General features: G+C 68.9%; 20 protein-coding genes. 3 read left to right on the top strand and 17 right to left on the bottom strand.

The window, feature by feature from the left end; genetic code table 11:
• Window positions 1-133 precede the first annotated feature (133 nt).
• Window positions 134-1,492 (top strand): aspartate aminotransferase family protein, encoded by a 1,359-nt coding sequence (locus HWX62_RS19525; protein ID WP_175931104.1) that lies wholly within the window; start codon window positions 134-136, stop codon window positions 1,490-1,492.
• A gap of 68 nt (window positions 1,493-1,560) precedes the next feature.
• Here HWX62_RS19525 and HWX62_RS19520 read toward each other — a convergent pair whose 3' ends face one another.
• The 5 genes from HWX62_RS19520 to HWX62_RS19500 all read right to left on the bottom strand — a co-directional run bounded on the left by HWX62_RS19520 (window position 1,561) and on the right by HWX62_RS19500 (window position 7,609).
• On the bottom strand, window positions 1,561-2,850 hold the full coding sequence (locus tag HWX62_RS19520) for a serine hydrolase (RefSeq protein ID WP_244136067.1): 1,290 nt from the start codon (window positions 2,848-2,850) through the stop codon (window positions 1,561-1,563).
• A gap of 5 nt (window positions 2,851-2,855) precedes the next feature.
• Window positions 2,856-4,052, bottom strand: coding sequence for a serine hydrolase (locus tag HWX62_RS19515; protein WP_175931102.1), 1,197 nt, complete (start codon window positions 4,050-4,052; stop codon window positions 2,856-2,858).
• Window positions 4,053-4,115: 63 nt separating this feature from the next.
• The gene (gene hydA / locus HWX62_RS19510) at window positions 4,116-5,522 is read right to left on the bottom strand and encodes a dihydropyrimidinase (RefSeq protein ID WP_175931101.1); all 1,407 of its coding nucleotides are present in this window, start codon (window positions 5,520-5,522) and stop codon (window positions 4,116-4,118) included.
• An 8-nt stretch (window positions 5,523-5,530) separates the two neighbouring features.
• Window positions 5,531-6,259, bottom strand: a complete 729-nt coding sequence (locus tag HWX62_RS19505) for an aspartate/glutamate racemase family protein (protein WP_175931100.1) — start codon at window positions 6,257-6,259, stop codon at window positions 5,531-5,533.
• 51 nt (window positions 6,260-6,310) lie between these two features.
• Window positions 6,311-7,609, bottom strand: a complete 1,299-nt coding sequence (locus tag HWX62_RS19500) for an MFS transporter (RefSeq protein WP_175931099.1) — start codon at window positions 7,607-7,609, stop codon at window positions 6,311-6,313.
• Window positions 7,610-7,781: 172 nt separating this feature from the next.
• Here HWX62_RS19500 and HWX62_RS19495 point away from each other — a divergent pair, with 172 nt between their 5' ends.
• Window positions 7,782-8,495: a GntR family transcriptional regulator gene (locus HWX62_RS19495; protein ID WP_175931098.1), complete on the top strand. Its 714-nt coding sequence runs from the start codon at window positions 7,782-7,784 to the stop codon at window positions 8,493-8,495.
• A 23-nt stretch (window positions 8,496-8,518) separates the two neighbouring features.
• Here the strand turns inward: HWX62_RS19495 and HWX62_RS19490 are convergent, their stop codons facing one another.
• Window positions 8,519-9,703: a M20 aminoacylase family protein gene (locus HWX62_RS19490; protein WP_175931220.1), complete on the bottom strand. Its 1,185-nt coding sequence runs from the start codon at window positions 9,701-9,703 to the stop codon at window positions 8,519-8,521.
• A 41-nt stretch (window positions 9,704-9,744) separates the two neighbouring features.
• Window positions 9,745-10,977, bottom strand: coding sequence for a diaminopropionate ammonia-lyase (locus HWX62_RS19485; RefSeq protein ID WP_175931097.1), 1,233 nt, complete (start codon window positions 10,975-10,977; stop codon window positions 9,745-9,747).
• Between the two features lie 176 nt (window positions 10,978-11,153).
• Between HWX62_RS19485 and HWX62_RS19480 the strand changes: the two genes are divergently transcribed.
• The gene (locus HWX62_RS19480; protein ID WP_175931096.1) at window positions 11,154-11,630 is read left to right on the top strand and encodes an Lrp/AsnC family transcriptional regulator; all 477 of its coding nucleotides are present in this window, start codon (window positions 11,154-11,156) and stop codon (window positions 11,628-11,630) included.
• Window positions 11,631-11,693: 63 nt separating this feature from the next.
• Here HWX62_RS19480 and HWX62_RS19475 read toward each other — a convergent pair whose 3' ends face one another.
• The 10 genes from HWX62_RS19475 to araG form a co-directional block, all read right to left on the bottom strand.
• Window positions 11,694-13,418, bottom strand: coding sequence for a tannase/feruloyl esterase family alpha/beta hydrolase (locus tag HWX62_RS19475; RefSeq protein ID WP_175931095.1), 1,725 nt, complete (start codon window positions 13,416-13,418; stop codon window positions 11,694-11,696).
• 33 nt (window positions 13,419-13,451) lie between these two features.
• A complete protein-coding gene (locus HWX62_RS19470; RefSeq protein WP_175931094.1) occupies window positions 13,452-14,600 on the bottom strand; it encodes a porin in 1,149 nt (382 codons plus the stop codon).
• A 66-nt stretch (window positions 14,601-14,666) separates the two neighbouring features.
• Complete coding sequence (mhpT, locus tag HWX62_RS19465; RefSeq protein ID WP_175931093.1) at window positions 14,667-15,872, bottom strand: 3-(3-hydroxy-phenyl)propionate transporter MhpT; 1,206 nt, start codon at window positions 15,870-15,872, stop codon at window positions 14,667-14,669.
• Window positions 15,873-16,111: 239 nt separating this feature from the next.
• The gene (locus tag HWX62_RS19460) at window positions 16,112-18,013 is read right to left on the bottom strand and encodes a feruloyl-CoA synthase (protein ID WP_244136066.1); all 1,902 of its coding nucleotides are present in this window, start codon (window positions 18,011-18,013) and stop codon (window positions 16,112-16,114) included.
• Window positions 18,014-18,024: 11 nt separating this feature from the next.
• Complete coding sequence (locus tag HWX62_RS19455) at window positions 18,025-19,473, bottom strand: aldehyde dehydrogenase (RefSeq protein ID WP_175931091.1); 1,449 nt, start codon at window positions 19,471-19,473, stop codon at window positions 18,025-18,027.
• A gap of 71 nt (window positions 19,474-19,544) precedes the next feature.
• Window positions 19,545-20,375 carry a p-hydroxycinnamoyl CoA hydratase/lyase gene (locus tag HWX62_RS19450; RefSeq protein WP_175931090.1) on the bottom strand — a complete coding sequence of 277 codons (831 nt, stop codon included), beginning with the start codon at window positions 20,373-20,375 and terminating at the stop codon, window positions 19,545-19,547.
• A 231-nt stretch (window positions 20,376-20,606) separates the two neighbouring features.
• Window positions 20,607-21,119 carry a MarR family winged helix-turn-helix transcriptional regulator gene (locus tag HWX62_RS19445; RefSeq protein WP_175931089.1) on the bottom strand — a complete coding sequence of 171 codons (513 nt, stop codon included), beginning with the start codon at window positions 21,117-21,119 and terminating at the stop codon, window positions 20,607-20,609.
• Between the two features lie 178 nt (window positions 21,120-21,297).
• On the bottom strand, window positions 21,298-22,200 hold the full coding sequence (locus tag HWX62_RS19440; RefSeq protein ID WP_175931088.1) for an SMP-30/gluconolactonase/LRE family protein: 903 nt from the start codon (window positions 22,198-22,200) through the stop codon (window positions 21,298-21,300).
• 50 nt (window positions 22,201-22,250) lie between these two features.
• Window positions 22,251-23,276 carry an L-arabinose ABC transporter permease AraH gene (araH, locus tag HWX62_RS19435; RefSeq protein ID WP_175931087.1) on the bottom strand — a complete coding sequence of 342 codons (1,026 nt, stop codon included), beginning with the start codon at window positions 23,274-23,276 and terminating at the stop codon, window positions 22,251-22,253.
• A gap of 30 nt (window positions 23,277-23,306) precedes the next feature.
• On the bottom strand, window positions 23,307-24,854 hold the full coding sequence (gene araG / locus HWX62_RS19430; RefSeq protein WP_175931086.1) for an L-arabinose ABC transporter ATP-binding protein AraG: 1,548 nt from the start codon (window positions 24,852-24,854) through the stop codon (window positions 23,307-23,309).
• Window positions 24,855-24,875: the final 21 nt, after the last annotated feature.

The following is a 24,875-nucleotide window of genomic DNA, read 5'->3' as shown; positions in this document are numbered from 1 at the left end:
CCGCGGCTAACGCTATCCACCGACACGGTTCCCTCGCCGTCCACCGCCGCTCCGCCTCGGTCGTTCCACCCCTGTTCAACTCCCCGCTGCCCGCGCTATCGTTTCCTCCATCCCCACAGCCCAGGAGCTGCCTTTGCCTACCCGCCACGGAGTCGACCTCATCCGCGCCCGCGCGCTGTTCGATCGCGAGCGCCACGCGTTCACCGAAGCCATGCCGGTCTCCCGCGCACTCTCCGCGGAAGCGTCCGAGCACTTGCTGTTCGGCGTGCCGTTGCACTGGATGCAGGACTGGTCGACGCCGTTCTCGCTCTACGTGAAGGAAGCCCGCGGCGCGACATTCACCGACGTCGACGGCCATCGCTACGTCGATTTCTGCCTCGGCGATACAGGCGCGATGTTCGGCCATGCGCCGGAACCCGTCGCCCGCGCGCTCGTCGAGCAGGCCACGCGCGGCTACACGACGATGCTGCCGAGCGAGGACGCCGCGTGGGTGTCGCGCGAGCTCGCGCGCCGCTTCAAGCTGCCGGTCTGGCAATTCGCGCTGAGCGCGAGCGACGCGAACCGCTTCGTGCTGCGCTGGGCACGCGCGGCCACCGGCCGCCACACGATCGTCGTGTTCAACGGCTGCTATCACGGCACGGTCGACGACGTGTTCGTCGATCTCGTCGACGGTCGCCCGGTGCAGCGCGACAGTCTGCTCGGCCAGTCGTACGACCTGCTCGCGAACACGCGCGTCGTCGAATTCAACGATCTGGCCGCGCTCGAAGCGGCGCTGAAGGAGGGCGACGTCGCATGCGTGCTCGCCGAGCCCGCGATGACGAACATCGGGATGGTGCTGCCCGCCCCCGGCTTCTGGGAGGCCGCGCGCGAACTGACGCGCCGCCACGGCACGCTGCTCGTGATCGACGAGACGCACACGATCAGCAGCGGCCCCGGCGGCTACGCGGTCGCGCACGGTCTCGAACCGGACATGTTGGTGGTCGGCAAGCCGATCGCGGGCGGCGTACCGTGCGCGGTGTACGGGTTCAGCGCGGAATTCGCGGAACGCGCGAAGCAGGCGAAGCTGAACGCGCCGCCCGGCCACTCGGGAATCGGCACGACGCTCACCGCGAACATGCTCGCGATGCATGCGATGCGCGCGACGCTCGCCGAAGTCGCGACCGACGCCGCGTACGCGCACATGTTCGCCCTCGCCGCGCGGCTCGCGACGGGCCTCGAACACGCGATCGCGAAACACGGGCTGCCGTGGTGCGTGACGCGCATCGGCGCGCGCACCGAGTTCCAGTTCGCGCCCGTGCCGCCGCGCAACGGCACGATCGCAGGCGCACAGCTCGACAGCGAACTCGAGCACATCGTGCATCTGTACCTGCTGAATCGCGGCGTGCTGATCACGCCGTTCCACAACATGATGCTCGTGTGCCCGCAAACGACGGCCGACGATGTCGATACGCTCGTCGCGCGGTTCGATGCGTGCTTACGGGAACTGGTTTGACGCGATGAGATGAGATGCACCGCGCGTCCGGCTCGCCTCCATCGGCCGGCCCGGACACGCGCCCGGCGCTACTTCGGCACATCCGTCGGATCGACCTGCGTGCCGGGCACGCCTGCGAAGCGCGCGCTCACTTCGAGTTCGTCGCGCAGCGCGGCACGCGTGTCGCCCTCGTCGGAGCCGCGCGCCGACGCAGCGCGCCCATCGAGCGCCGGCAGGACATAGCCGTTCACCATCCGCCGGAACAACTTCACGTTCTCCGCATCGCGCAGCCCGCCGTCCACCGGCAACACGCCGGTCATCACGATCACCGTATTGCGCTTCGGCAGCACCGTGATGAATTGCCCCTTGAAGCCCATCGCATCGAATTCGGGCTCGCTGTCGACGATGTTGTTGATCCACCAGTAGTAACCGAAATGCGGCGATACGCGCGGCGTCGTCATCTGCGCGATCCATGTTTGCGGCACGACCTGCCGCCCCTGCCAGCGCCCGCCGTCGAGCACGAGCATGCCGATCTTCGCCATGTCGACCGCACGCAGCCGCAGCCCCCAGCCCGCCGACACGAGCCCGGTGCGGTCCGCGCGCTCCCATGCGGCGCGCTTCATGTCCAGCGGGCCGAACAGATGCGTCTGCGCATAGCGCTCGACCGGTTCGCCGGCCGCCGCGCTCAACATCGCCGACGCGAGAATCGGGTTCACGTCCGTGTAGTCGAACGCGGTGCCGGGTGCGACCTGCGGCGCGGCCGATGCGGCTAGCTTCAGCCGGTCCGGCGCGGTGTAGTAGATCGGATCGTCCTTCGGGCTGAAGTCGTAGTGCAGTCCGCTCGACATCGACAGCACGTGCTTCAACTCAATGCCGCGCTTGTCCGCAAGCGTGCCGCCGAGATCGGGACGCCACGCGGCGAGCCGCGCGGCCACCGGCTCGTCGAGACGCACGGCGCCCCGATCGACCAGGATGCCCGCGACGAGCGACGTCACGGCCTTCGTCACCGAGTAGAGTTCGTAGGTCGAATCGCGCGACGCGTTTGCACCGTAGCGCTCGAAAATCAGCTTGCCGTCCTTCACGACGAGCAGGCTGTACACGTCGAGCTTCTGCGTGCGGATCCAGCGCGACAACTCGACGAGCTTGCGCGGATCGACGCCGACGTCTTCGGGTGCGGCGGCGGCGAGGCCGGTTTCATGCAACGGCGGCAACGCGTCGGCGGCTTGCGCCGCGGACCACGCGGGTACAGGCGCCGACGCCAGCGCACCGCCGCCGATCAGCAACGCCGCAAACCGTGCAAGCAGCCGGCGCATGAAAGGCGCCGCGGCGCGGCGCGCATCGGTGAACCATGCTGGCGAATGGCCCAGGTCGTTTGTCATCCTCATCAAATCTCCGGTGCATCGTTGAACGCGGCGGCCGTACCGGGCACGCCCTTCGTCTGCCGGCTGCGCGCGAGTTCGTCGCGCAGCGCCCGCGTCGCTTCCGCGCGCTCGACCGGCGGCCGCGCAGGGGTGAGCGCCGGCAGGATGTAGTCGCCGACCATCCGCCGATACAGGTTCAGGTAGGTCGCATCGCGCAACCCGCCATCGGTCGGCAGCAGGCTCGTCATCACGACGACCGCGTGCTGGGCCGGCAGCACCGTGATGAACTGCCCCTTGAAGCCCATCGCACCGAATTCCGGTGTGCCGTGTTCGACGACGTGGCCGATCCAGCAGTAATAGCCGTAATCGGCCGCGGCCGGCGACGGCGTCGTCATCTGCCGCACCCAGGCGGCCGGCACGATCTGCTGGCCGTTCCAGCGGCCCTGATCGAGCAGCAGCATGCCGATCTTCGCCATGTCGACCGCGCGCAGCCGCAGGCCCCAGCCGCCCGCCACCGCGCCCGTGCCGTCCGCGCCGCTCCAGCGGTAGTGCGCGAAGCCGAGCGGTTCGAACAGCCGCCTGCGCGCGAAGTCGTCCTCGCGCTCGCCCGCGGCGATCGACACCGCCGTGCCGACCAGCACCGGGTTCACGTCGATATAGTCGAAATGCGTGCCGGGCGGCTGCGCGGCGCGGCTCGTGACCGCGACGCGCAACCGGTCGGGCGCGTCGTAGTACAGCGGATCGGTGCCTTCGCGCGTCGTGTAGCGCAGCCCGCTCGACATCGACATCAGGTGCCGCAGCGCGATGTCCTGCTTGTCCGCGAGTTCGCTCGCGAGGTCGGGCCGCGCGGCCGCGATCAGCGGCGCGACCTTCGTCGACGGGCCGAGCTTGCCCTCGCCGTCGAGGATGCCTGCGAGCAGCGCGGTGACGGTCTTCGTCACCGAATACAGCTCATAGTTGTTGTCGCGCGCGAGGCCGTCGCCGTAGCGCTCGAACACGATCTTGCCGTCCTTCACGACGACGAGGCTGCGTACGTCCATCCGGTCGCGGCGCAGCCATTCGGACAGCCGCACGAGCGGCGCCGAATCGACGCCGACCGATTCGGGCACGACGCTCGGCAGCTCCTGCGGCGCGGCGCCTGCGGCCAACGCCGGACCGCCGCACGAACCGACGACGATCGCTACGGCCGCGAGGCCGCGCATTGCGTGGGAAATGCTCATCCTTGCTCCCGTGGAAACGGCGTCTGCTGCTGCAGGCGCGCCGCTCGCATCCGATCAATGAAATCAGTCAAGGCACGGCCTGCCGGCCGGCAGGAACTGCCCGCGCCCCGGCTCGGCCGCGAGCAGCCGGCCGTCCTCGACGAGCAGCTCGCCGCGCGACAGGCAATGACGCGGCCAGCCCGTCACCTCGGTCCCTTCGTAAGGCGTGTAGTCGACCGCGTGATGCAGCGACGCGTTCGCGATCCGCACGCGTTTGTCCGGATCCCACACGACGATGTCCGCATCGGCACCCACAGCAATCGTTCCCTTGCGCGGATACAGCCCGTACAGCTTCGCGGGCCGCAGCGACGTCAGCTCGACGAACTGGTGCAGCGACAGGCGGCCCTTGCGCACGCCGTCGAACAACAGCGGCAGGCGCGTCTCGAGGCCGGGGATCCCGTTCGGAATATGGTCGAACGACACCGCATGGCCGCCCGGGTGCTTGCCGCACGGATCGTCGTAGTTGAACGGCGCGTGATCGGACGAGAATACCGAGAACACGCCCTGTTTCAGCGCCTTCCACACGGCCTGCTGGTTGGCCGGATCGCGCGGCGGCGGGCTGCAAACGCATTTCGCGCCTTCGTAGCCGTCGTGACCGAGATCGGCGGCCGTGAGATACAGGTACTGAGGACAGGTTTCGGCGAGGATCGGCAACCCGCGCGACTGCCCCCAGCGGATCTGCTCGATCGCCTCGGCGCCCGACACGTGCACGATCAGGATCGGCACGTCGACGAGTTCCGCGAACGCGATCGCGCGATGCGTCGCCTCGCGCTCGACCACGGCCGGCCGCGCATGCGCATGGAAATGCGGCGCGGTGTGGCCATCGCCGAGCAGCCGCTCGGTGAGCCAGCCGATGCAGTCCGAGTTTTCCGCATGCACCATCACGAGCGCGCCGTGCTCGCGCGCGACCGACAGCACGTCGAGCATCTGCCGGTCGTTCAGCTTCAGGTCGTCGTAGGTCATGTACACCTTGAACGACGTGTAGCCGTTCGCGATCAGCCGCGGCAATTCGTCGGCCAGCACGTGCGGCGTCGGATCGGCGACGATCAGGTGAAAGCCGTAATCGATCAGCGCGCGCCCTTGCGCGCGGCGGTGATAGTCGTCGACGGCGGCCTGCAGCGACTGCCCCTTCGCCTGCGCGGCGAACGGGATCACGGTCGTCGTGCCGCCGCACAGCGCGGAGCGCGTGCCGGACAGGAAGTCGTCGGCCATCTTCAGCCCGTCGGGCATCGGCTGGTCGAGATGGCAGTGCGCATCGACGCCGCCCGGCATCACGAGCATCCCCGTCGCATCGAGCTCGCGCGGCGCGCGCGGCAGCCCGTGACCGAGCATCGCCACGCGTCCCGCGCGGATGCCGATGTCGCACGAGAACCGGTCCGACGCCGTCACGACGTCCGCGTGACGGATCACGAAATCGAGATCGTTCGACATGACGCGCCTCAGATCACGTCGCTGAAGAGACGCCCCCAGCCCTTCACCTGCCGCGTGTCGTAATCGGCGAGCTGCAGCGACTTCCACACGACGGTCGAGATCGTGTCGTAGATCGGGATGCCCGTCTCTTCCTCGAGCGCCGGCACGAGATGCGCCGCGTTCAGGTTGGTGCAGAAGATCGAGATCGCGCGCGGGCCGGCCTTCGCGACTTCACGCACCATCGCGCCGATTTGATCGCCCGTCACTTCGGAGAACGAGAAATTGACCTTCAGATTCAGGTGCCGCTCGGCGATGCAGTTCAGCCCCGAGCGGCGATAGTTGTCGACGATCTTCGTCTGCACGTCGTCGAGATACGGCGTGACGAGGCCGAACTCGTGCGCGTGGGTTTTCTTCAGGATCTCGTTGAGCGCGAGCACCGACGTCGTGGCCGGAATGCCGGTCGCGTCGGTGATGCGCCGGCACAGCCGCTCGTCGGCCTCGAAGCCGAGCCAGCCGGACGACGTGCCGTTCCACGCGATCACGTCGACCTTCGCGTCGGCAAGCAGCATCGCGGCCTGGATGATCTTGTCGTCGTCGAACTGGCCGAGCGCGTGGCCCGTCAGCGAGATCTCGGTGACGGGGAAGCGTGCGAAGTGCGCGGACACGCCCGGCAGGCCGGCCACCATCGCGCTCGTCAGCGGTTCGAGCGACGTGTTGGACGACGGGGTGAGCATGCCGAGCAGGATACGTTTCTTCATGATGGTTTTCTCTTTACGAGTGAATGCAGTCGATGCAGTGAAGGAAGTCGGTCAGACCGGGAGCTTGTTTTCGTAGTCGATCGCGCTGGAGCACACGAGCAGGCCGACGCCGGCTGCCGCGAACACCATCAGCGCGAGGAAGTACGAGCCGGTGAACTGCACGATCGCGCCGACGAGGATCGGCACGGTGATGCCGCCGATGTTGCCGCCGAGGTTCATGAAGCCGCCGAGGAAGCCGATCTTGTTGCGCGTGCCGAGCGACGACGGAATGCACCAGTACAGCCCGCACCAGCGCAGGAAGAACAGCGTCGACGACAGCAGCGCGACGCACACGGCCGGGCTCTTCACATACGCGACGGAAAAGATCGACACGGTCGCGATCACCGCGGCGATGCCGAACAGCGTGCGCATCACGACGTTCGGGCGGCCGCCCGCGGCTTTCCACTTGTCGGCGATCCAGCCGCCGAGCAGTTCGCCGACGAAGCCGCAGAAAAAGATGACGAAGGTCGAGCCGCCCATCTGCTTGATGTCGAAGCCGTGCACCTTGTGCAGGTAGTTCGGCATCCACGTGAGCAGCCCGTAGAACACGCTGTTGAAGCACATCCAGCCGAAGAACATGCACCACACCGAGCGGTACTTGAAGAAGTCGCGCGAACGGCCCGACGCACCGGCCGGCTCGGCCGCGAGATCGCTCGCGTGCGACGCCTCGATGTAGTCGGCTTCGAGATCGTTGACACCCGGGTGCTCGCGCGGCGTGTTGCGGATGTAGTACCACGCGAGGAAGCCGGCGAGCACGGTGCCGATGCCGGCCACCGCGAACGCGAGCCGCCACGAGCCGAGCAGCGCGATCAGCCCGGCAATCAGCACCGCGCCCAACGCCGCGCCGAGCGGCGCGCCGCCGTCGAGCAGCGTGGCGCCGCGACCGCGCTCGGTTTGCGTCATCCAGATCGCGTTGAGCTTGCCGCCGGCCGGATAGATCGGCGCTTCGGATGCGCCGAGGCCGAGGCGGGTGAGGAGCAGCGACGGCGCGTTCGTGCACAACGCGGCGATCGCCTGGAAGAAGCCCCAGAACACGGTCGCCGTCGCGATCACGATGCGCGGCTTGAAGCGGTCGGCCAGAATCCCGCCGGGGATCTGCATCACCGCATAGGTCCAGAAGAACGAACTCAGGATCAGACCCTCCATCGCCGGGCCGATGTTGAACTCCTGCGAGATGTAAGGCATGGCGACGGACAGCGACGCGCGATCGACGTAGTTGATCGCGATCAGGCTCAGCATGACGACGAATATCTTCCAGCGGACGGCGGACTTGCCGACCGTCAGGCCGGCGACACCGGAGGTTGAAGACATGGACGGGCTCCGCAGATGAACGAGGATGGTCGGGACGTCGCGCAACGTTGAGCCGAGTATAGGATTAGAAATTTATAATTACCGTTATCGTAAACACTTGGTTTCATTGAATTTGTTTAATCACCATGATGGTGCAGGGTAAGCCCCGATATCGTGATAAGCTTGCCCCATCATGACCCAGACACCCCGCAATCCCCTGCTTCTGCGCACGCGCGGCATGGCCGCGGAGATCGCCGCGCGCCTGCGCGTGATGATCGACGAGGGCGAACTGCCACCGGGCGCGCGGATCGACGAAAAGGAACTGAGCCTCGCGTTCGACGTGTCGAAGACGCCGCTGCGCGAAGCGCTGAAGGTGCTCGTCGCGGAAGGGGCCGTCACGCATCGCCAGTACATCGGCTATCGCGTCGCGTCGATCGACATCGACGATCTCGTGTCGACGTTCGAGCTCCTGCACGGGCTGGAGGCGATGGCGGGCGAGTTGCTGCGCAAGCGGCTCGGCGCGTCGGCGCTCGCCGCGCTGCAGGCGAAGCACCGGAAGATGGTCGAATGCCATGAAGCCGGCAAGCGCGTCGACTATTTCCGGCTGAACCAGCAGATTCACCAGATGATCGTCGACGCGGCCGGCAATCCGGTGCTGTCGGGCATCTATGCGTCGCTGATGTCGAAGGTGCATCGCGCGCGCGGCGCCGCGAACGCGGACACGCTGCGCTGGGCCGAATCGCTGCACGAGCACGAGGAAATCATGGCCGCGCTTGCCGACCCCGGCCACGCGCGGCTGCCGCAGGTGCTGCGCAGCCATTCGGAGAACACCGCCCGCGAAGTGCTGGCGATCCTCGAGCGCACGAGCACGGCCGACGCGCCGGGCAAGCGGGCAGCCGAAGCGTAACGCTGCCGGACGCGGTGCGCCCGCTACGCGGCCCGCAACGCGCGCCGCGCCACTTCCGCGAAATACCGCGCGCCGACCGGCAAGATCTCGTCGTTGAAGTCGTACGTCGCATTGTGTAGCGGCACGCCGCCCTGCCCGGCCGCCTCGCCGTTGCCGATGAACACGAAATTGCCGGGCACCGCCTGCAGGAACGCGCCGAAATCCTCCGAGATCATCATCGGCTGCACGTCGGCGTTCACCGCGTCGGCGCCCGCGACATGCGCGGCGGCCTGCACGGCCGTATCGACCCATTCCGGGGAATTCACCGTCGGCGCGAACTCGTGCGTGTACTCGAACGTGCAGGCCGCGCCGTGCGTGCGGCAGATCCCTTCGCTGATCTCGCGCATCCGCGTTTCCAGCAGCGCCTGCACGTCGCGCGAATAGCTGCGCGTGTCGCCCTTGATCGTCACCGTCGACGGCAGCACGTTGCGCAGCCCGTCGGTGATGAACTCCGTGCACGAGATCACCGCTTGCTGCCCCGGGTCGAGATTGCGCGACACGATCGTCTGCAGCGCGAGCACGATTTGCGAGCCGATCACGATCGGATCGATGCCCATGTGCGGACGCGCCGCATGCGTGCCGCGCCCGTCGATCCGGATCACGAAATTGTCCTCGCTCGCCATGATGCCGCCCGCACGCGTCGAGAACGTGCCCGCGCGCAGGCCCGGCATGTTGTGCGCACCGAAGATCGCGTCCACCGGAAAACGCTCGAACAGCCCGTCGGCCATCATCGCCTTCGCGCCGCGGCCGTGCTCTTCCGCCGGCTGGAAGATGAAGCGCACCGTGCCGTCGAAGTCCTTGCGTTCGGCCAGCAGCCGCGCGGCGCCGAGCACCATCGACATGTGGCCGTCGTGACCGCACGCGTGCATCTTGCCCGGCGTGCGCGACACATGCTCGCGGCCCGGGGCATGCTCGGCGATGTTCAGCGCGTCCATGTCCGCGCGAATGCCGATCGCGCGCCGGCCGGTGCCGGCCGTCAGGTTCGCGACGAGCCCCGTGCCGCCGATGCCGCGATGCACGTCGAGGCCGAGCGTCGTCAGGATGCGCGCGACGTAGTCCGACGTGTTCACCTCTTCGAAACCCGTCTCCGGATACTGGTGCAGATGGCGGCGCCAGCTCTTCAGTTGCCCGTGCAGCGTGCTTGCTTCAATTGCGTCGATTGCATCCATTACGTTCACCTCGTCGGTCGTCATGTCGATCGTCACGTCGTTCAGGCCGCCACCGCCGCGCGGCTCAGCCAGTCGCGCTGCCGCGCCAGCACCGCGTCGGCCGTCTCGCCGACGCAGTTCCGGTACACGGACGGCGCGGTCGCCCCTTCCGTGTTGATCGCCAGCACGCGCGCGTTCGCGTCGAGCCCCACCTGCCTCGCGAGTGCCGGGTCGCGCATCAGCACGTGCAGCCCCGCCACGCCGGCCGCGCCCGATTCGCCGGCGACGAGCGGCACGTCGCGCTCGCTGCCGGCCGCGAGGCCGCGCATCGCCTGCACCGCGTCGTCGTCGTCGATCAGCATGAAGTGGTCGATGCACATTTCGAGGAAATCCCATGCGAGCGGCGACGCCTCGCCGCACGCGAGCCCGGCCATCACCGAATCGACGCTGCCGGTCGCCTTCGCCGCGCGGCCGGCCAGCGCGCTCTGGTACAGGCAATCGGCCTGGCGCGGCTCGACGACGATGAAGCGCGGCCGCTGCACGCCGTCGCGCTCCCACAGGTAACTCGCGACGCCCGCGGCGAGGCCGCCCACGCCGCCTTGCAGGAATACGTGCGTAAACGGCCGCCCGTCGTCCTCCGCCGCCTGCGCGGCCGCTTCGGCGGCGATCACGCCGTAGCCCTGCATCACGTCGCGCGGGATCGCCTCGTAGCCGTCGTACGACGTATCCGATACGACGTACCAGCCGTTCGCCTGCGCGAGCTGCGCCGCGCAGACCACCGACTCGTCGTAGTTCCCCGCGATACGCACGATCCGCGCGCCGTAGGCCGAGATCGCGCGTTCGCGCTCGGCGTCGACGTTCGCGTGCAGCACGATCACGCAGCCGCAGCCGACCGCGCGCGCGGCCGCGGCCAGCGCGCGGCCGTGATTGCCGTCGGTCGCGCTGATCACCGTCAGGTCGGCGAGCTCGGACGCGTAGCGGCCGGTGACGAGCCCCTGCGGATCGAGTGCCTGCGTGCGCCGCAGCCGCTTCACGAGCCGCACCAGCGCGATCGGCGCGCCGAGCGCCTTGAAGCTGCCGAGCGGCGAGCGGCACGACTCGTCCTTCACGCTGACGCTCGCGACGCCGAGCCGCGCGGCCAGGTCGGGCAGCGCGCGCAGCGGCGTGCGCGCGTGGCCGACGAGCGGCCAGTGCGCGAGCCAGGCGCCGCTTTCCTCGGCCGACGCGATGTTCATCACGCGGCGCAGTGCGTGGGGATAGGCGGTGCGCGACGCGCGCGGGTTGGCGATCAGCATGGGGAAGGCTCCGGATCGGGACCGCGGCGGTCCGTCGGGTGAGTCGGGTCGGGCGGGCACCGGTTGCGCTCGCCGTCGGTTGGAAAAATAATATTGCGCACGCCGGTCAACAAAATCGCCAAATCGACCGCCCCGACGCAAAAATTTCTCATTCTTTCGAGGTTTCACGCGCCATCATGACGACCCCTCTGGATGCGTTCGATCGCAAGCTGCTGATGGAAGTCCAGCGCGACGCGCAGACGCCGCAGGCCGAGCTCGGCGCGCGCGTCAACCTGTCGACCGCCGCCGTGAACCGGCGGCTGCGGCGCCTCGCGCAAGACGGCGTGATCGAGCGCTACACGGCCGTCGTCGCGCCGGACAAGGTCGATCATCCGCTGACGATCGTCGTGAACGTCGAGGTCGAAAGCGAGCAGATCGACCAGCTCGACGCGATGAAACGCGCGTTCGAGCGGTGCCCGCAGATTCAGCAGTGCTACTACGTGACCGGGGAATGGGATTTCGTGCTGATCCTCGCGGTGCGCAACATGGATCAGTACAACGCGCTCACGCGCGAGCTGTTCTTTGCGAACAACAACGTGAAGCGGTTCAAGACGCTCGTGAGCATGAGCCGCGTGAAGGTCGGGCTCGACGTGCCGGTCGATGCCGGCGAGTGAATGCGGCGATGAACCGGCCGGCGCGCGATCGCGTGCGCCGGCCGGTTCCCATCGACGGCTACGTCAGCGACAACTGAAGCTCGCCGCCGAATTCAGGTCGCCCGAGCCGTTGTAGCGCGCGACCTGCGGATACGGGCACAGCGGCCGCGTGCGCCCCGCGCCCCACGAGGCGGGCACGTCCGCGTTCGGCACCGCGTTCGTCTTGTCGCGCGCGGCGGCCACGATCGTCGCAGGCGCCTGCCCCTGCTCGACCCACGCAACCAGCGGCGTCAGCATGTCGAACTGGTCGGCGGCCGGCCCGCCCGAACAGTGGTTCATCCCCGGCACCGGATAGAAGCGCGCAAAGCCCGACGCATCGCCACCGTTCGCCTGCGCGACCTGCGCGTACCAGTCGCGCGTGTCGTTGAACGAGAACACCGGGTCGCCCGTGCCGTGATAGACGATCAGCTTCGCGCCGCGCGACTTCAGCGCGGACAGGTTCGTCTCGTCGGGCGGCGTCATGAACGACCATGACGATTGCGTGTAGGTGCCGTTCGTCGCGAAGATCGCCGGCGCGTCGTTGTCCATGTCGAAGCCGAGCGCGAAGCCGGCGAGATTCGCGAGCACCGCGGCGGTCTTCGGCGGCGTCATGAACGTGAACGCCATCGCGGCCGGATCGAGCATGATCGAGTTCGACTGCTTCCAGGCGGCCCAGCCAGGGCCCGACACGCCCGGATCGTACGGAAAGCTCGCGTACAGCGCCGCGCCCGCGCTGTTGCGCGCACCGGTGAACACGTTCTCCAGCGCGGTTTTCTGCGCCGGCGTCAGGCACGATCCGGTACGCGTGCCGTTCGCGCAGGTCGGGATATCGGCATCGACGCTGAAGTGCGCCTGGCACGCGGCGACGTCCTGCACCATCCCGTCGGCCGCGCCGTCGAGCGCATCGCATTTTTCGAGGATCTTCGCGCCGACGAACTGGCGCTCCGCATCGTTGAAACCGCTGCGGATGTCCGGCAACCCGTTCGTTCCTGTGGCCGACGCGATCTTCGCGAACTGCTGCGCGCCGTACATCTCGCCGATCGCCGCCTTCGGCAAGTGGAAGCCCGGGTCGCCCGCGATGATGCCGTCGTAGTCGGCCGGGTTGCGTACCGCCGTGACCATCGCGTGACGGCCGCCGTTCGAGCAGCCGCCGAAATAGCTGCGATCGGGTGCCTTGCCGTATGCGAGCCGGATCACCTGCTTGGCCATTGGCGTCAGCGCGTCGACGGCACCGTAGCCGTAGTCGATGCGCGCCTGCGGATCGAGGCCGAACAGCGGATTCTGCGCGGCGCTGTGCCCGGAGTCCGAGCTGATCACCGCGAACCCCTGGTTCAGCGCGTTGGTCAGCGGTCCGCCGCCGCCGATCTCGCCGGTCGCCGTCACGACGTTGCCGTCGAGCCCGCCGTTCGCCTGGTAGAAGAAGCGGCCGTTCCACGCCTTCGGCAAGCGCATCTCGAAGCCGATCGCATAGGTCTTGCCGTCCACCGCGCTCACGCGCTCGTTCATCTTCCCTTCGATCACGCAGTGTTCGGCGACCGGCTTGCCGGCCACCGTCAGCGCGCCGGCGGCCGCGGTCGTCACCGACGTGAACGACGTGTTCGCATACGCGAGCTTCGCGGCGAGCGCGTCGCAGGTCTGCGCCATCGCGGCCGGCGTCGCGGCGCTCAGGTGCGTGGGCGCGGCGCCGATCGAATCGTCGCCGCCGCAACCGGCGAGCAGGGCGGCGGCGGACAACGGCGCCATACAGAGGAATGCAGATTTCCTGTTCAAGATAACTCCCGTTGGGTTCGTCACGCCGGTGAATCAGAACATGTGCCGCACGCCGACCATCGCGCCGAGCTGCCCCATCCCCGCGCCGGGTGTCGTGCCGGGGCCGCCGCCGCTGACCGAGTAGCGCGCGTGCGCGCTGTTCCACAGATACGACGACTGCGCGTAGACGGCCGTGCGCTTGGTCAGCAGATAGGTCGCGCGCAGCGTGGCCATCGTCGCGCGCGTGTCGTGCGCGCTGTTGACGATCCGGTAGCCTTCGCCGTCGACGATGAAATCGGGCTTCACCGCATACGACGCGCCGACGAAGAACAGGTCCGAATGCGCGCCCGCCGCGACCGGCGAACCGGTCGACACGCGCCGCCCGATCCAGCCCGCGCCGATCTTCGCGCCGGCCGCCTGCGCATACGCGCTCACGTGCGTGCGCGCATCCTTGCCACCGCTGCTCGTGAAGGGAACGGGCGCCACGCCGTCGAAGAAGTTCGCGGCCGCGCCGGTGCCGCCGCGCTGTTCCTCGTACGACGCCGCCGCCCCGAAATACGCGCTGTCGTACTTGAGCATCACCGACCAGTTGCGGCACTGCACCGCATCGCCCGGCACCTGCCCCGCGCACGTGCCCTGCCCCGGCGAGTTGCCGGTGCCCGCACCGTCGCGGCCGAACGAATACGCGGCGCCGAGCGTCACGCCGCGATACGTGCCGAGGTACGTCACCGCGTTGTCGGCGCGGCCGTTCGGCACGTACGCGTCGAACGAGCCGAGCCCGTAGATGTCGGGGCCGATGATGTCCGCGCCCTGCAGCGCGAGGTAGGTCATCGTGTACTGGCGGCCGAACGCGAGCGTGCCGAAGCCGCTCTTCAGGCCGACGAACGCCTGGCGCCCGAACAACCGGCCGCCCTGGCCGAGGTCGCCGCCGCGCACGTTGAAGCCGCTTTCGAGCGTGAACACCGCCTGGTAGCCGCCGCCGAGATCCTCGGTGCCGCGCAGCCCCCAGCGCGACGGCAGCTCGCCGGTCACGCCCGGCATCCGCACCACGTGGTCGCCCGCCGCGTTCGCGTGCGACACGAATTCGACGCCCGTATCGATGATCCCGTACAGCGTCACGCTCGACTGCGCGTGCGCGCCCGGCGCGGCGAGCGCGCAGCACGCGCCGGCGGCCAGCAGGCCGTTCCTTGTCTTCGTCTTCATTTCGTTGCGTCTCCAGACCGTGTTGAATCGCGCGCTCTGACGGCGCGCATTGAAAAAAACGAAACGTCAGTCGCCGGCTTGCGGACGGCGAATCAGCACGAATGCAGCGAAGGCCGCGACGAGCGTGACGGGAATACTGGCGCCGATCACGACGGGCGCGCTGCGGCCCGCGGCGAGCAGCGTCGCGGCCGCGAGCGGCCCGACGACGGAGCCGAGCCGGCCGACGGCCACCGCCGCGCCGACGCCGGTGCCGCGCATCGCGGTCGGGTAGTAGATCGCGGCGAGCGCATACAGCACCGACTGCCCGCCGACGACGAACATCCCGGCCGCGAACGCGGCCGTCGCGAGCGACGCGAAGCCGGGCGCGGCCGCGAGCGCGGCGAGCGACAGCACGATCCCGACGTACATGCCGCCGACCACGCGCGACGCGCGCATCCGGTCGAGCGCCGCGCCGATGCCGAGCGCGCCGAGCCCGGCGCCGACGTTGAACGCGATCTGCACGAGGCCGACGTGCGCGCGATCGAGCCCGCGCGATGCCATCAGCGACGGCAGCCAGTTCAGCAGGAAGTACAGGACGATCAGCGTGCAGAAGTAGCTGACCCACAGCGCGACCGTCGACGTCGTGCGACCGTCGCCGAACAGCGTGCGAGCGACGCTGGCGCGCGCGGCCTGCGTGCCGGCGACGTCGAGGTACGCGCGCGATTCCGGCAGGAACCACACCAGCAGCGGCACGAGCAGCAGCGGCCCCACGCCGCCGACGTAGAAGATGTGCCGCCATTCGGTGTCGCCGGCGAGCAGCACGCCGATCAGCGACGCGATCACGCCGCCGAACGGGATCCCGCAGTACATCGTCGCGACCGCGCTGCTGCGCGAGCGCGGCTCGACCGCTTCGGACGACAGCGCGATCAGGTTCGGCATCGCGCCGCCCAGACCGATGCCGGTCAGCACGCGCACGACGACGAGCATCGCGAACGTCGAGACCTGCGCGGTCGCGATCGACAGCAGCCCGAACAGCACGACCGATGCGATCAGCACGCGCTTGCGGCCGATCCGGTCGGCGAGCCGCCCGCCGAGCATCGCGCCCGGCAGCAGCCCGAACGTGCCCGCGCTGAACGCGATGCCCATCTGCGATACGGACAGCCCGAATTCGCGCGCCATCCGCGGCGCGGCGACGCCGACCGACTGCAGGTCGAGCCCTTCGAGGAGGGCGATCGCGAAACACAGCGCGAGCGTGGTCGCGACCGTGGATTTTTCGGCAACGTAAGTGTTCATGTCTCCAGTCCCATGTCTTGTAGTCGGTCGGCCCAGCAACGGCCGCCGCGCGCCGCCGCCGGCCAGTGGCGGTTCGGCGCGCGAGGTGTCGCATGAATCGCCGCCTTTATCAGGCAACCTGATTCACTGGCCGCAAGAATGCCCGCCGGTGTCGTGGCCGGCCGGTCGTTGTGCCTGCTTTGTGCTGCGTGATGCGTGCTGCGTGATGCTTGCTGCTTGGTGCTGCCTGCCGCCGGTTGCTACTTCGACGCGCCGTCCGCGTAAATCACGTCGGGATCGCGCCGCGCCGGGTCGTACAGCGCATCGATCGTCGCCGCGCGATGCTTCTGAACGGCCGCCTGGTTCAGCGAACCCTTGTCGGTCACTTCGCCGAGATCGAGCGACGGCGGCGTGTCGATCAGCCGGATCCGCGCGACGAACGTCGAACCGCCGCTCGCGTTCCGGTTCAGCGCGGCCAGCCACGCCGCGAACGCCGCGCGCACGGCCGGCGCGCGCAGCACGTCGGTCACCGATGCATCGGCGGCGAGCCCCGCCAGCGTACGGCATGCGTCGACACGCGGAAACACCAGCAAGCCGATGTCGTCGCGATCGATGCCGGTGACGACCACGTCCTGCACGTACGGCGCGCCCGTCGACACCGCGTTCGCGCGCAACGGCCCGACGCTGACGAACGTGCCGCTGCTCAGCTTGAAATCCTCGGTCAACCGCCCGTCGAACATCAGCCCGAGCTCCGGCCGCTCCGGATCGGCAAACACGCCGGCGTCGCCGCTGCGGTAATAGCCCTCTTCGTCGAACACGTCGCGCGGATCGACGTCCGCGTGCCAGTAGCCGCGCATCACGTTCGGCCCCTTGAAGCGCAGTTCGTGCTTGCCGCCGCACGGCACGAGCTTCGCGTCGCAGCCCGGCGCGGGCAGCCCAATGTAGCCGGCGCGCATCAGCGGCCCCGTCGTGAACAGGCACGACGGCGACGCCTCCGTCATCCCGAGGCCGGCCATGATCCGGATGCGCTCGCCGCAATGCGCTTCGGTCACGCGGTCGAGCCGGTCCCATGCGGCCTGCGACAGCCCCGCGCCGCCGAAGAAATACAGCTTCACGCGCGAGAAGAACGTGTCGCGCAGTTCGGCGTCGCGCTCGAGCGCGGCGGTCAGCTCTTCCCAGCCCTTCGGCACGTTGAAGTAGATCGTCGGCGCGATCTCGCGCAGGTTGCGCACCGTTTCGTCGAAGCGGCCGGGCATCGGGCGGCCGTCGTCGATGTACAGCGTGCCGCCGTTGTACAGCGCGATGCCGAGGTTGTGACTGCCGCCGAACGTGTGATTCCACGGCAGCCAGTCGACCAGCACCGGCGGCTCGCGCGTGAGCTCCGGCATCGTCTGGCGCAGCATCTGCTGATTGCTGCACAGCATCCGGTGCGTGGTCGGCACGGCCTTCGGCAGCTTCGTCGAACCGGACGTGAACAGGATCTTCGCGAGATGATCGGGGCCGACCGCGTCGTGGATCGCGTCGATCGTGCGCGGGACGGTGGCGACGAGGCGCGACAGCGGCACCGCGCGGCCCGCGGCATCGACGTCCGCATCGCGAGCGACGATCAGCGCCGCATCGGCCGGCAGCGTCGCGTCGAGCGCACGCGCGAACGGCGCGCGTTCCGCGACGAACACCGCGCCCGGCCGCAGCACGCCGAGCGTATGACGCAGCTTGCCGTAGTCGGTCGACACCAGCGAATACGCGGGCGAGATCGGCGAGTACGGCACGCCGGCCAGCATCGCCGCGAACATCATCTGCAGATGCTCGAGATCGTTGCCGGACAGCACCGCGAGCGGGCGCTCGGCCGACAGCCCGAGATCGACGAGCCCCTGGCCGAGCGCGCGGGCGCGTTCGAGCATCTGCGCGTAGGTGATCTCGATCCAGCGGCCGTCGGCGCCGCGCCGCGCGGCCAGCACGCGGTCCGGATGCACTTGCGCGCCGCGCACCAGGCAGTCGGTGATGCGTGTCGGGTAATCGCCGAGCGGTTCGCGCGAGCGCAGATACCAGGTGCCGTCGTCCGTGCGGCGAATCTCGGCCGCGCCGACCGCGACGGCGGCCGCGCGATAGCGCACGCCGCGCGTGTCGTTCACCGGGCTGCTGGCGGGCGTCGCTACATTCATCGTCGGCTCGCTCATATCGGGTAGTGACGCGGCGTGGTCTGCACGGTGATCCAGCGCAGCTCGGTGAATTCGGCGATCGACGCGCGGCTGCCGAAGCGGCCGTAGCCGCTCGCCTTCGTGCCGCCGAACGGCATCTGCGCTTCGTCGTGCACGGTCGGCCCGTTGATGTGACAGATGCCCGATTCGATCCGCCGCGCGAGCGCCATCGCGCGTGCGACGTCGCGGCTGAACACGCTCGCCGACAGCCCGAACTCGCTGTCGTTCGCGAGCGCGACCGCTTCGTCGTCGCTGTCCGCGCGCAGGATCGCGACGACCGGCGCGAACGATTCCTCGCGATAGAGCCGCATGTCGCGCGTGACGCCGTCGACGATCGCGGGCTGCATCGTCGCGCCTTCCACACGGCAACCGAGCGGCAGTTGCGCACCATGCGCACGCGCATCCTCGACGAGCGACGCCGCGCGCGCGGCGGCGGCCGCATCGACCATCGTGCCGAGCGCGTGACCGGCCTGCGGATCGCCGGCGATCAGCGTGCGCGCCTTCGCCGTCAGCCGTTCGACAAGCGCATCGGCAATCGGCCGCGCGGCGATCACGCGTTCGGTCGACATGCAGATCTGCCCCTGGTTGAAGAATGCGCCGAACGCGATCGCGTCGACGGCCGCGTCGACATCGGCGTCGTCGAGCACCAGCACCGGCGCCTTGCCGCCGAGTTCGAGCAGCACGGGTTTCAGATGCGCGGCCGCGTGGCGCGCGATGATGCGGCCGACGTGCGTCGACCCGGTGAAGTTGATCCGCTTCACGTGCGGATGCGCGATCATTCGCTCGACGAGTTCCGGCGCATCGGCCGCCGCGTGCGTGATCACGTTCACCACGCCCGCGCCGAGCCCGGCTTCGTCCAGCACCGCGCCGATCAGCGCGTGCACGCCCGGGCACGCCTCGGATGCCTTCAGCACGACCGTGTTGCCGCACGCGAGCGGCATCGCGAGCGCACGCGTGCCGAGGATCACCGGCGCGTTCCACGGCGCGATGCCGAGCACCACGCCGCACGGCACGCGCATCGCGAGCGCGAGATTGCCCGGCACATCGGACGGGATCACGTCGCCGTCGATCTGCGTCGTCATCGCCGCGGCCTCGCGCAGCATGTTCGCCGCGAGCGTCACGTTGAAGCCGAGCCAGCCGGGCGTCGCGCCGGTTTCGGCCACGCCGGTTTCGATGAACGCGTCGATGCGTGCGTCCATCAGGTCGGCCGCCTTCAGCAGCCGGCGGCGCCGCTCGGTCGGCGCGAGCGCCGCCCAGGCGGGGAATGCGCGGTGCGCGGCCTCGATCGCCGCGTCGGCGTCGGCGGTACCGGCCGCCGGCGCGCGCGACGCGAGCGCGCCCGTCGCGGGGTTGATGCGGTCGAAGGTGCGGCTGTCGCGGGCGGTGCACCACTCGCCGCCGATCAGCATCCGTCTGTCGGTCATGTCGTCTCCTGCCTTGCCTGTCTCTTGCGATTACGCCGGCGGTCGCGCCGGCGGCTGCGTCGGCGCTTGTATCAGCGCTTGTATGCCTGCAAGCCCGGCTTGATCGTCTTGTCGTCGAGGAACTGCTTCAGCCCCTGCTCGCGGCCGCGCTCCGGGTCGCGCAGCTGCGCCTGGTCGAGCTTCGCATACAGGTAATCCTCGCACTGCTCCCACGTGAGCTCGCGCGAGCGCTTGAAGCCGTGCTTCGCCGCGCGCAGCACGACCGGGTTCTTGTCCATCAGCCGCGCGGCGAGCGCGATCGTCGCGTCGCGCAGCCCGGCGAGCGGCACGCTGCTGTTCACGAGGCCCATCTCCGCCGCCTCGACGCCGGTGAACGTGTCGCCGGTCATGATGTAGTGCAGCGCGCGGCGGTGCCCGACGGTATCCGCCATCGCCTTGCTGACGAGGTTGCCCGGCGGGATGCCCCAGTTGATCTCCGACAGCCCGAACACCGCTTCGTCCGCCGCGATCGCGAGATCGCACGCGACGAGCGGCGAGAACCCGCCGCCGAAGCACCAGCCGTTCACCATCGCGATGGTCGGCTTGTTGTACATCCGCAGGCGGCGCCACTGCCATTCCGATGCGTCGCGGCGCACCTTTTCCTGCAGCGCGTCGGAGCCGCCGTCGATCTCGCGGAAATATTCCTTCAGATCCATGCCGGCCGTCCACGCGGCGCCCGCGCCGGTCAGCACCAGCACCTTCGCCTCGTCGTCGAACTCGACCGCGTCGAGCACCTGCAGCATCTCCTGGTTCAGCGTCGGGCTCATCGCATTGCGCTTCTCGGGGCGGTTCAGCGTGACCCACGCGATGCCGGCCTCCACTTTCACTTCAACGGTCTGCCAGCGGTTGTCGTACTTGCTCATGTCTGTTCCTGTCGTTCGTTTCCAGTGCGATTCGGTGCGCAGCATGCGTGCTGCGGACGACTTCATTTAATATCAGGCTACCTGATATTGCAAGCGGCACGAGCGCCGGTGTAAACCCGAAGCGGAACGCGATGGAGGCGACGAAATCAGGGAACGGTCAGGCGATCGGCGACGGCGCGTGCACGGCGAACGCGGGCCGCGGGGCCCGCGTCGTGCAGGTTCGGGAAGGGGTCAGCCGCGCAGGTTGCGCGAGAACAGTTCGAGCGCGCGCTGCACGTGCGCGGCGTCGTCGGCGGAGATGTCGCCGAGCATGCGGGCCTCGAGCGGACGCAGCACGGCTTCGCATTCGCGCAGCATCGCCGCGCCCGCGTCGGTCAGCGTCAGCAGGATGATGCGGCCGTGCGACGGGTCGGCTTCGCGCGTGACGAAACCGCGGGCGGCCATCACGCTCATCACCTCGTTCGCCGATTGCGGCGTGATCCACGAGCGTTCGGCCAACTGCGCGTTCGACGATGCGCCGCGCGCCTCGAGCACCGACAGCGCCGTGTATTGCGCGAGCGTGATGCCGAGCGGCGCGAGCGCGTCGGTCATGTGACGGCGCAGCAGCCGGTCGAGGCCGCCGATCACGTAGGTCAGGCGCTGTTGCACGCGCGCTTTCGGCTTGTCGCCTGGTGCGCGGGTGGCTTTCGCGGAGGTCTTCGCGGGGTGCTTCGGGCTCGCGGGCTTGGTCGGGGTGGAACTCATGGCGCGTGCTGGATGGAATTGCGGGCCATCTTACCAGCAGGTGGGGAGAGAAGCCGCGTGTTCGACAAGAGCGTCGGCCGCCGCGCGCTCGCGCATGCGCGGCGGATCGCGGACCCGACCGCGAAACCCGCCGCGTCAGCGCGATCCCATGGACGGGAACCCGGATGCGACCGCGCGATCAGCCGCGCGGTGTCCCCGCGAACCGCGCGGTCGGCAGCCCCGCGTAACGCGTCTGCGCGACGAACACACCGCCTGCGTGCGCGTCGCTCGCCAATGCATCGTCGCTCAGGTCAACACGCGCACTGGTCACATACACCCGCCCCTCACCATCGAGCGCGACGCAACTCGGCTGCGCGGTCGGCACTTCGACGCGATCCGTCTCGACCCCGTCCAGCCCATAACGCACCACCCGCCGGCCGCCCCACTGCGCATTCCACAGCCCGCCGTCGCGATCGACGATCGAACCGTCCGGGTCGCCGTCCGCATCCGTCAGCCGCGCAAACGGCCGTACGTTGGCCACGCTGCCGCCCGCACGGTAATCGCACACGAAAATCTCGCGCACCAGCGAATCGCAGAAGTACATCTTCGTGCCGTCCGGCGAGAACCCGATGCTGTTCGCGATCGCAGCCGCCGGCAACGCAAGCCGTTCGAGCGTGAGATCGGGGTTGAGCCGGTAGAAGCCGCCGATCGCGCGCGGCGGCTCGCCGCCTTCGTCCTTCATCCCGAACACGAACGCGCCGGCCCCGTCGCAGCGCCCGTCGTTCAGCCGCGTCGGCAGCTCGGGCTCGACGTCGACGATCCGCGTGAACGCGCCGCTACGCAGGTCGAAAAACGCGAGATGGGTCGCGAGCCCGACGAGCAGCACGTCCGGATCGTCGGTCAGCGCGAAGCATGCGAGCCGTTCGGGCATCGCCCACTGCGTGAGGTCCGAACCGTCCGCGCGGCAGCGCCACAGCCGCGCGCCTTCGATGTCCACCCAGTACAGCGCGTGCGTCCTGTCGCACCACGTCGCGCCTTCGCCGAGCGTGTTGCGGCTGTCGACCAGCAGCGCAGCCGTCGTGCCCGGATGAGTCTGTTGCATGCCGTCTCCCGATATTCGTCGTCTATGCAGTCGGCCGCGCGAGGTCGAAATCAGATCTTCATCGCGCGCCGCTGGTTGCGACGATACTGGTCGAACAGCACCGCGAGCAACAGAATTCCGCCGCGTATCAGATATTGGTAAAAGGTCGGCACGTTCAGCAGGCTCATCGCGTCCTGCACGGAACCCATGATCAGTACGCCGACCAGCACGCCGGAGATCGTCGCGACGCCGCCCGTCAGCGACACGCCGCCGAGCACGCACGCGGAGATCACGCCGAGTTCGAGGCCGACCGACGTCTTCGGATCGCCGAGGCTCATCCGCGACGCGAGCATCACGCCGGCAAAGCCGGTCACGAGCCCCTGCAGCACGAACACCGCGATCTTGATGCGCATCACCGGCAGCCCCGCGAGCAGCGCGGCCTCGCCGTTGCCGCCGACGGCCAGCACGTTCTTGCCGAACACCGTCTTGCGCAGCAGGAAGCCGAACACGACGAAGCCGACGATGTTGCTCCAGATCGGATACGAGATGCCGAGGAACGACCCGCCGCCGAGATCGAAGAAGCGCTCCTCGGAGATCATCACCGCGTCGCCGTTCGACGTGATGAACGCGAGCCCGCGCACGACTTCCATCATCGCGAGCGTGACGATCAGCGAGTTGATCCGCCAGCGCGCGATCAGCACGCCGTTCACGAGGCCGACCGCGCCGCCCGCGAGCACGCCGGCCGCGATCCCAAGCACGACGCTGTGCGTCGCGGTGATCAGCGTCGATGCAACGACGCCCGAGAACGCGACGATCGACGCGACCGACAGGTCGACTTCGCCGAGCGCGAGCACGAACATCATCGTCACCGCGATCGAGCCGATCAGCGTGACCGACAGCAGCAGGCCCTGGATGTTGCGCGGCGTGAGGAAGTCCGGCACGGTCAGCGACAGCACCGCGAACAGCACGAGAAACACCATCACGATGCCGGAGCGGTTGATCAGCTGCCACACGCCGCCGCGCGGTCGCGCGGGCGTGGCCGCGGCGGCGGCATCCGGGGATGGGGAGGTACGTTGGGGTTGCATTGCCTGGCTCATATCAGTTGCTTTCCGGTTGACTGCTCGCCGCTAGCGCGGCAGCGCGAGCTTGATCAGCGCATCGGGCGTCGCGTGCGCCTTCGCGACCTCGCCCGCGATCCGTCCTTCCTTCATCACGACGATGCGATCCGACACGCCGATCACCTCGGCCAGATCGCTCGACACGAGGATCACCGTGCGGCCCGCTTCCGCGAGTTCGTAGAACAGGTTGTAGATTTCGGCGCGCGCGCCGACGTCGATGCCGCGCGTCGGCTCGTCCATCAGGAACACGTCGATGCGCTCGGCCAGCCAGCGCGCGAGCACGACCTTCTGCTGGTTGCCGCCCGACAGCGCGCCGATCGGCGTGTCGCCGTCGCGGGTCTTGATCGCGAGCCGCTCGATGTAGCTTTGTGCGAGCTCGCGCTCGCGCCGCCCGTCGAGCAGCACGCGCGCCGGGCTGAAATGGCGGCGCGCGCTGATGTTCAGGTTGTCGGCCACCGACGCGATCGCGACGATGCCTTCCTGCTTGCGGTCTTCCGGGCACAGCGCGATGCCGGCGCGCACCGCGTCGCGCGGGCTGCCGAACGCCACCCGCTTGCCGTTCAGCTCGACGTGCCCGGCGCTCGGGCGCACCGCGCCGTACAGCAGCTTCATCAGCTCCGAGCGGCCTGCGCCGACCAGCCCGAAGAAGCCGACGATCTCGCCGCGCCGCGCGGTAAACGACACGGGTTCGGCCAGGCCGGGCCCCGCGAGCCCCTTCGCCTCGATCAGCACGTCGCCGGCCGCGCGCGGCCGGTAGCCGTACACGTCCTCGATCGAGCGGCCGACCATGCAGCCGATCAGCCGGTCGCGGTCGAGATCGGCGACGGAATCGAACGTGTCGATGCGGCGGCCGTCGCGAAACACCGTCACGCGGTCGCACAGTTCGTAGACTTCCTCCATCCGGTGCGTGACGTAGATGATCGCGCGGCCTTCCGCGCGCAGCGCGCGGATGATCCGGAACAGTTGCGTGGTTTCGCGCGCGGACAGCGAACTCGTCGGCTCGTCGAACGCGATCACGCGCGCGTCGCGCATCAGCGCCTTGCCGATCTCGATCATCTGGCGCTGACCGATCGACAGATACTTCACCGGGATGCCCGGATCGATGTGCTCGCCGAGCCGCTCCAGCGCATCGAGCGCGCGCGCGGCAAGCGTGCGCTCGTCGACCACGCCGAGCCGGCTCGGCAATTGCCCGAGCATCAGGTTTTCCGCGACCGTCAGCTCGGGCACCAGATGCAGCTCCTGGTAGATGATCGCGATGCCGGCCTCGAGCGCCGCGCGCGTCGACGCGAAGCGCTGCACCGTGCCGTTCAGCGTGAGCGTGCCGGCCTGCGGCTGGTTCACGCCGGACAGCACCTTCAGCAGCGTCGATTTCCCCGCGCCGTTCTCGCCCATCAGCCCGTGCACTTCGCCCGCGCGCACCGACAGCGACACCGCGTCGAGCGCGCGCACGCCCGGAAACGTCACGGTGATGCCGTCGAGCGCGAGCAGCGCGCCGTCCGGCGGCGTGAGCGCTTCGGTGTCGCGGCCGGGCGCGGCCGTCATCGTCTGCATCGTCATCGCGTTCTTGCCTCGCCCCGC

The sequence above is a fragment of the Burkholderia sp. BCC0506 genome (assembly GCF_902833145.1).
Taxonomy (GTDB): domain Bacteria; phylum Pseudomonadota; class Gammaproteobacteria; order Burkholderiales; family Burkholderiaceae; genus Burkholderia.
The sequence above is the reverse complement of the archived record's forward strand: the minus strand, read 5'-3'. Positions and strand labels throughout refer to the sequence as shown.

Bases quoted from the DNA above. Each gene is read 5' to 3' on its own strand.
- HWX62_RS19520 (WP_244136067.1), bottom strand. From the start codon at position 2,850: ATGACAAACGACCTGGGCCATTCGCCAGCATGGTTCACCGATGCGCGC.
- HWX62_RS19515 (WP_175931102.1), bottom strand. From the start codon at position 4,052: ATGAGCATTTCCCACGCAATGCGCGGCCTCGCGGCCGTAGCGATCGTC.
- hydA (WP_175931101.1), bottom strand. From the start codon at position 5,522: ATGTCGAACGATCTCGATTTCGTGATCCGTCACGCGGACGTCGTGACG.
- HWX62_RS19505 (WP_175931100.1), bottom strand. From the start codon at position 6,259: ATGAAGAAACGTATCCTGCTCGGCATGCTCACCCCGTCGTCCAACACG.
- HWX62_RS19500 (WP_175931099.1), bottom strand. From the start codon at position 7,609: ATGTCTTCAACCTCCGGTGTCGCCGGCCTGACGGTCGGCAAGTCCGCC.
- HWX62_RS19495 (WP_175931098.1), top strand. From the start codon at position 7,782: ATGACCCAGACACCCCGCAATCCCCTGCTTCTGCGCACGCGCGGCATG.
- HWX62_RS19490 (WP_175931220.1), bottom strand. From the start codon at position 9,703: ATGGATGCAATCGACGCAATTGAAGCAAGCACGCTGCACGGGCAACTG.
- HWX62_RS19485 (WP_175931097.1), bottom strand. From the start codon at position 10,977: ATGCTGATCGCCAACCCGCGCGCGTCGCGCACCGCCTATCCCCACGCA.
- HWX62_RS19480 (WP_175931096.1), top strand. From the start codon at position 11,154: ATGACGACCCCTCTGGATGCGTTCGATCGCAAGCTGCTGATGGAAGTC.
- HWX62_RS19470 (WP_175931094.1), bottom strand. From the start codon at position 14,600: ATGAAGACGAAGACAAGGAACGGCCTGCTGGCCGCCGGCGCGTGCTGC.
- mhpT (WP_175931093.1), bottom strand. From the start codon at position 15,872: ATGAACACTTACGTTGCCGAAAAATCCACGGTCGCGACCACGCTCGCG.
- HWX62_RS19460 (WP_244136066.1), bottom strand. From the start codon at position 18,013: ATGAATGTAGCGACGCCCGCCAGCAGCCCGGTGAACGACACGCGCGGC.
- HWX62_RS19455 (WP_175931091.1), bottom strand. From the start codon at position 19,473: ATGACCGACAGACGGATGCTGATCGGCGGCGAGTGGTGCACCGCCCGC.
- HWX62_RS19450 (WP_175931090.1), bottom strand. From the start codon at position 20,375: ATGAGCAAGTACGACAACCGCTGGCAGACCGTTGAAGTGAAAGTGGAG.
- HWX62_RS19445 (WP_175931089.1), bottom strand. From the start codon at position 21,119: ATGAGTTCCACCCCGACCAAGCCCGCGAGCCCGAAGCACCCCGCGAAG.
- HWX62_RS19440 (WP_175931088.1), bottom strand. From the start codon at position 22,200: ATGCAACAGACTCATCCGGGCACGACGGCTGCGCTGCTGGTCGACAGC.
- araH (WP_175931087.1), bottom strand. From the start codon at position 23,276: ATGAGCCAGGCAATGCAACCCCAACGTACCTCCCCATCCCCGGATGCC.
- araG (WP_175931086.1), bottom strand. From the start codon at position 24,854: ATGACGATGCAGACGATGACGGCCGCGCCCGGCCGCGACACCGAAGCG.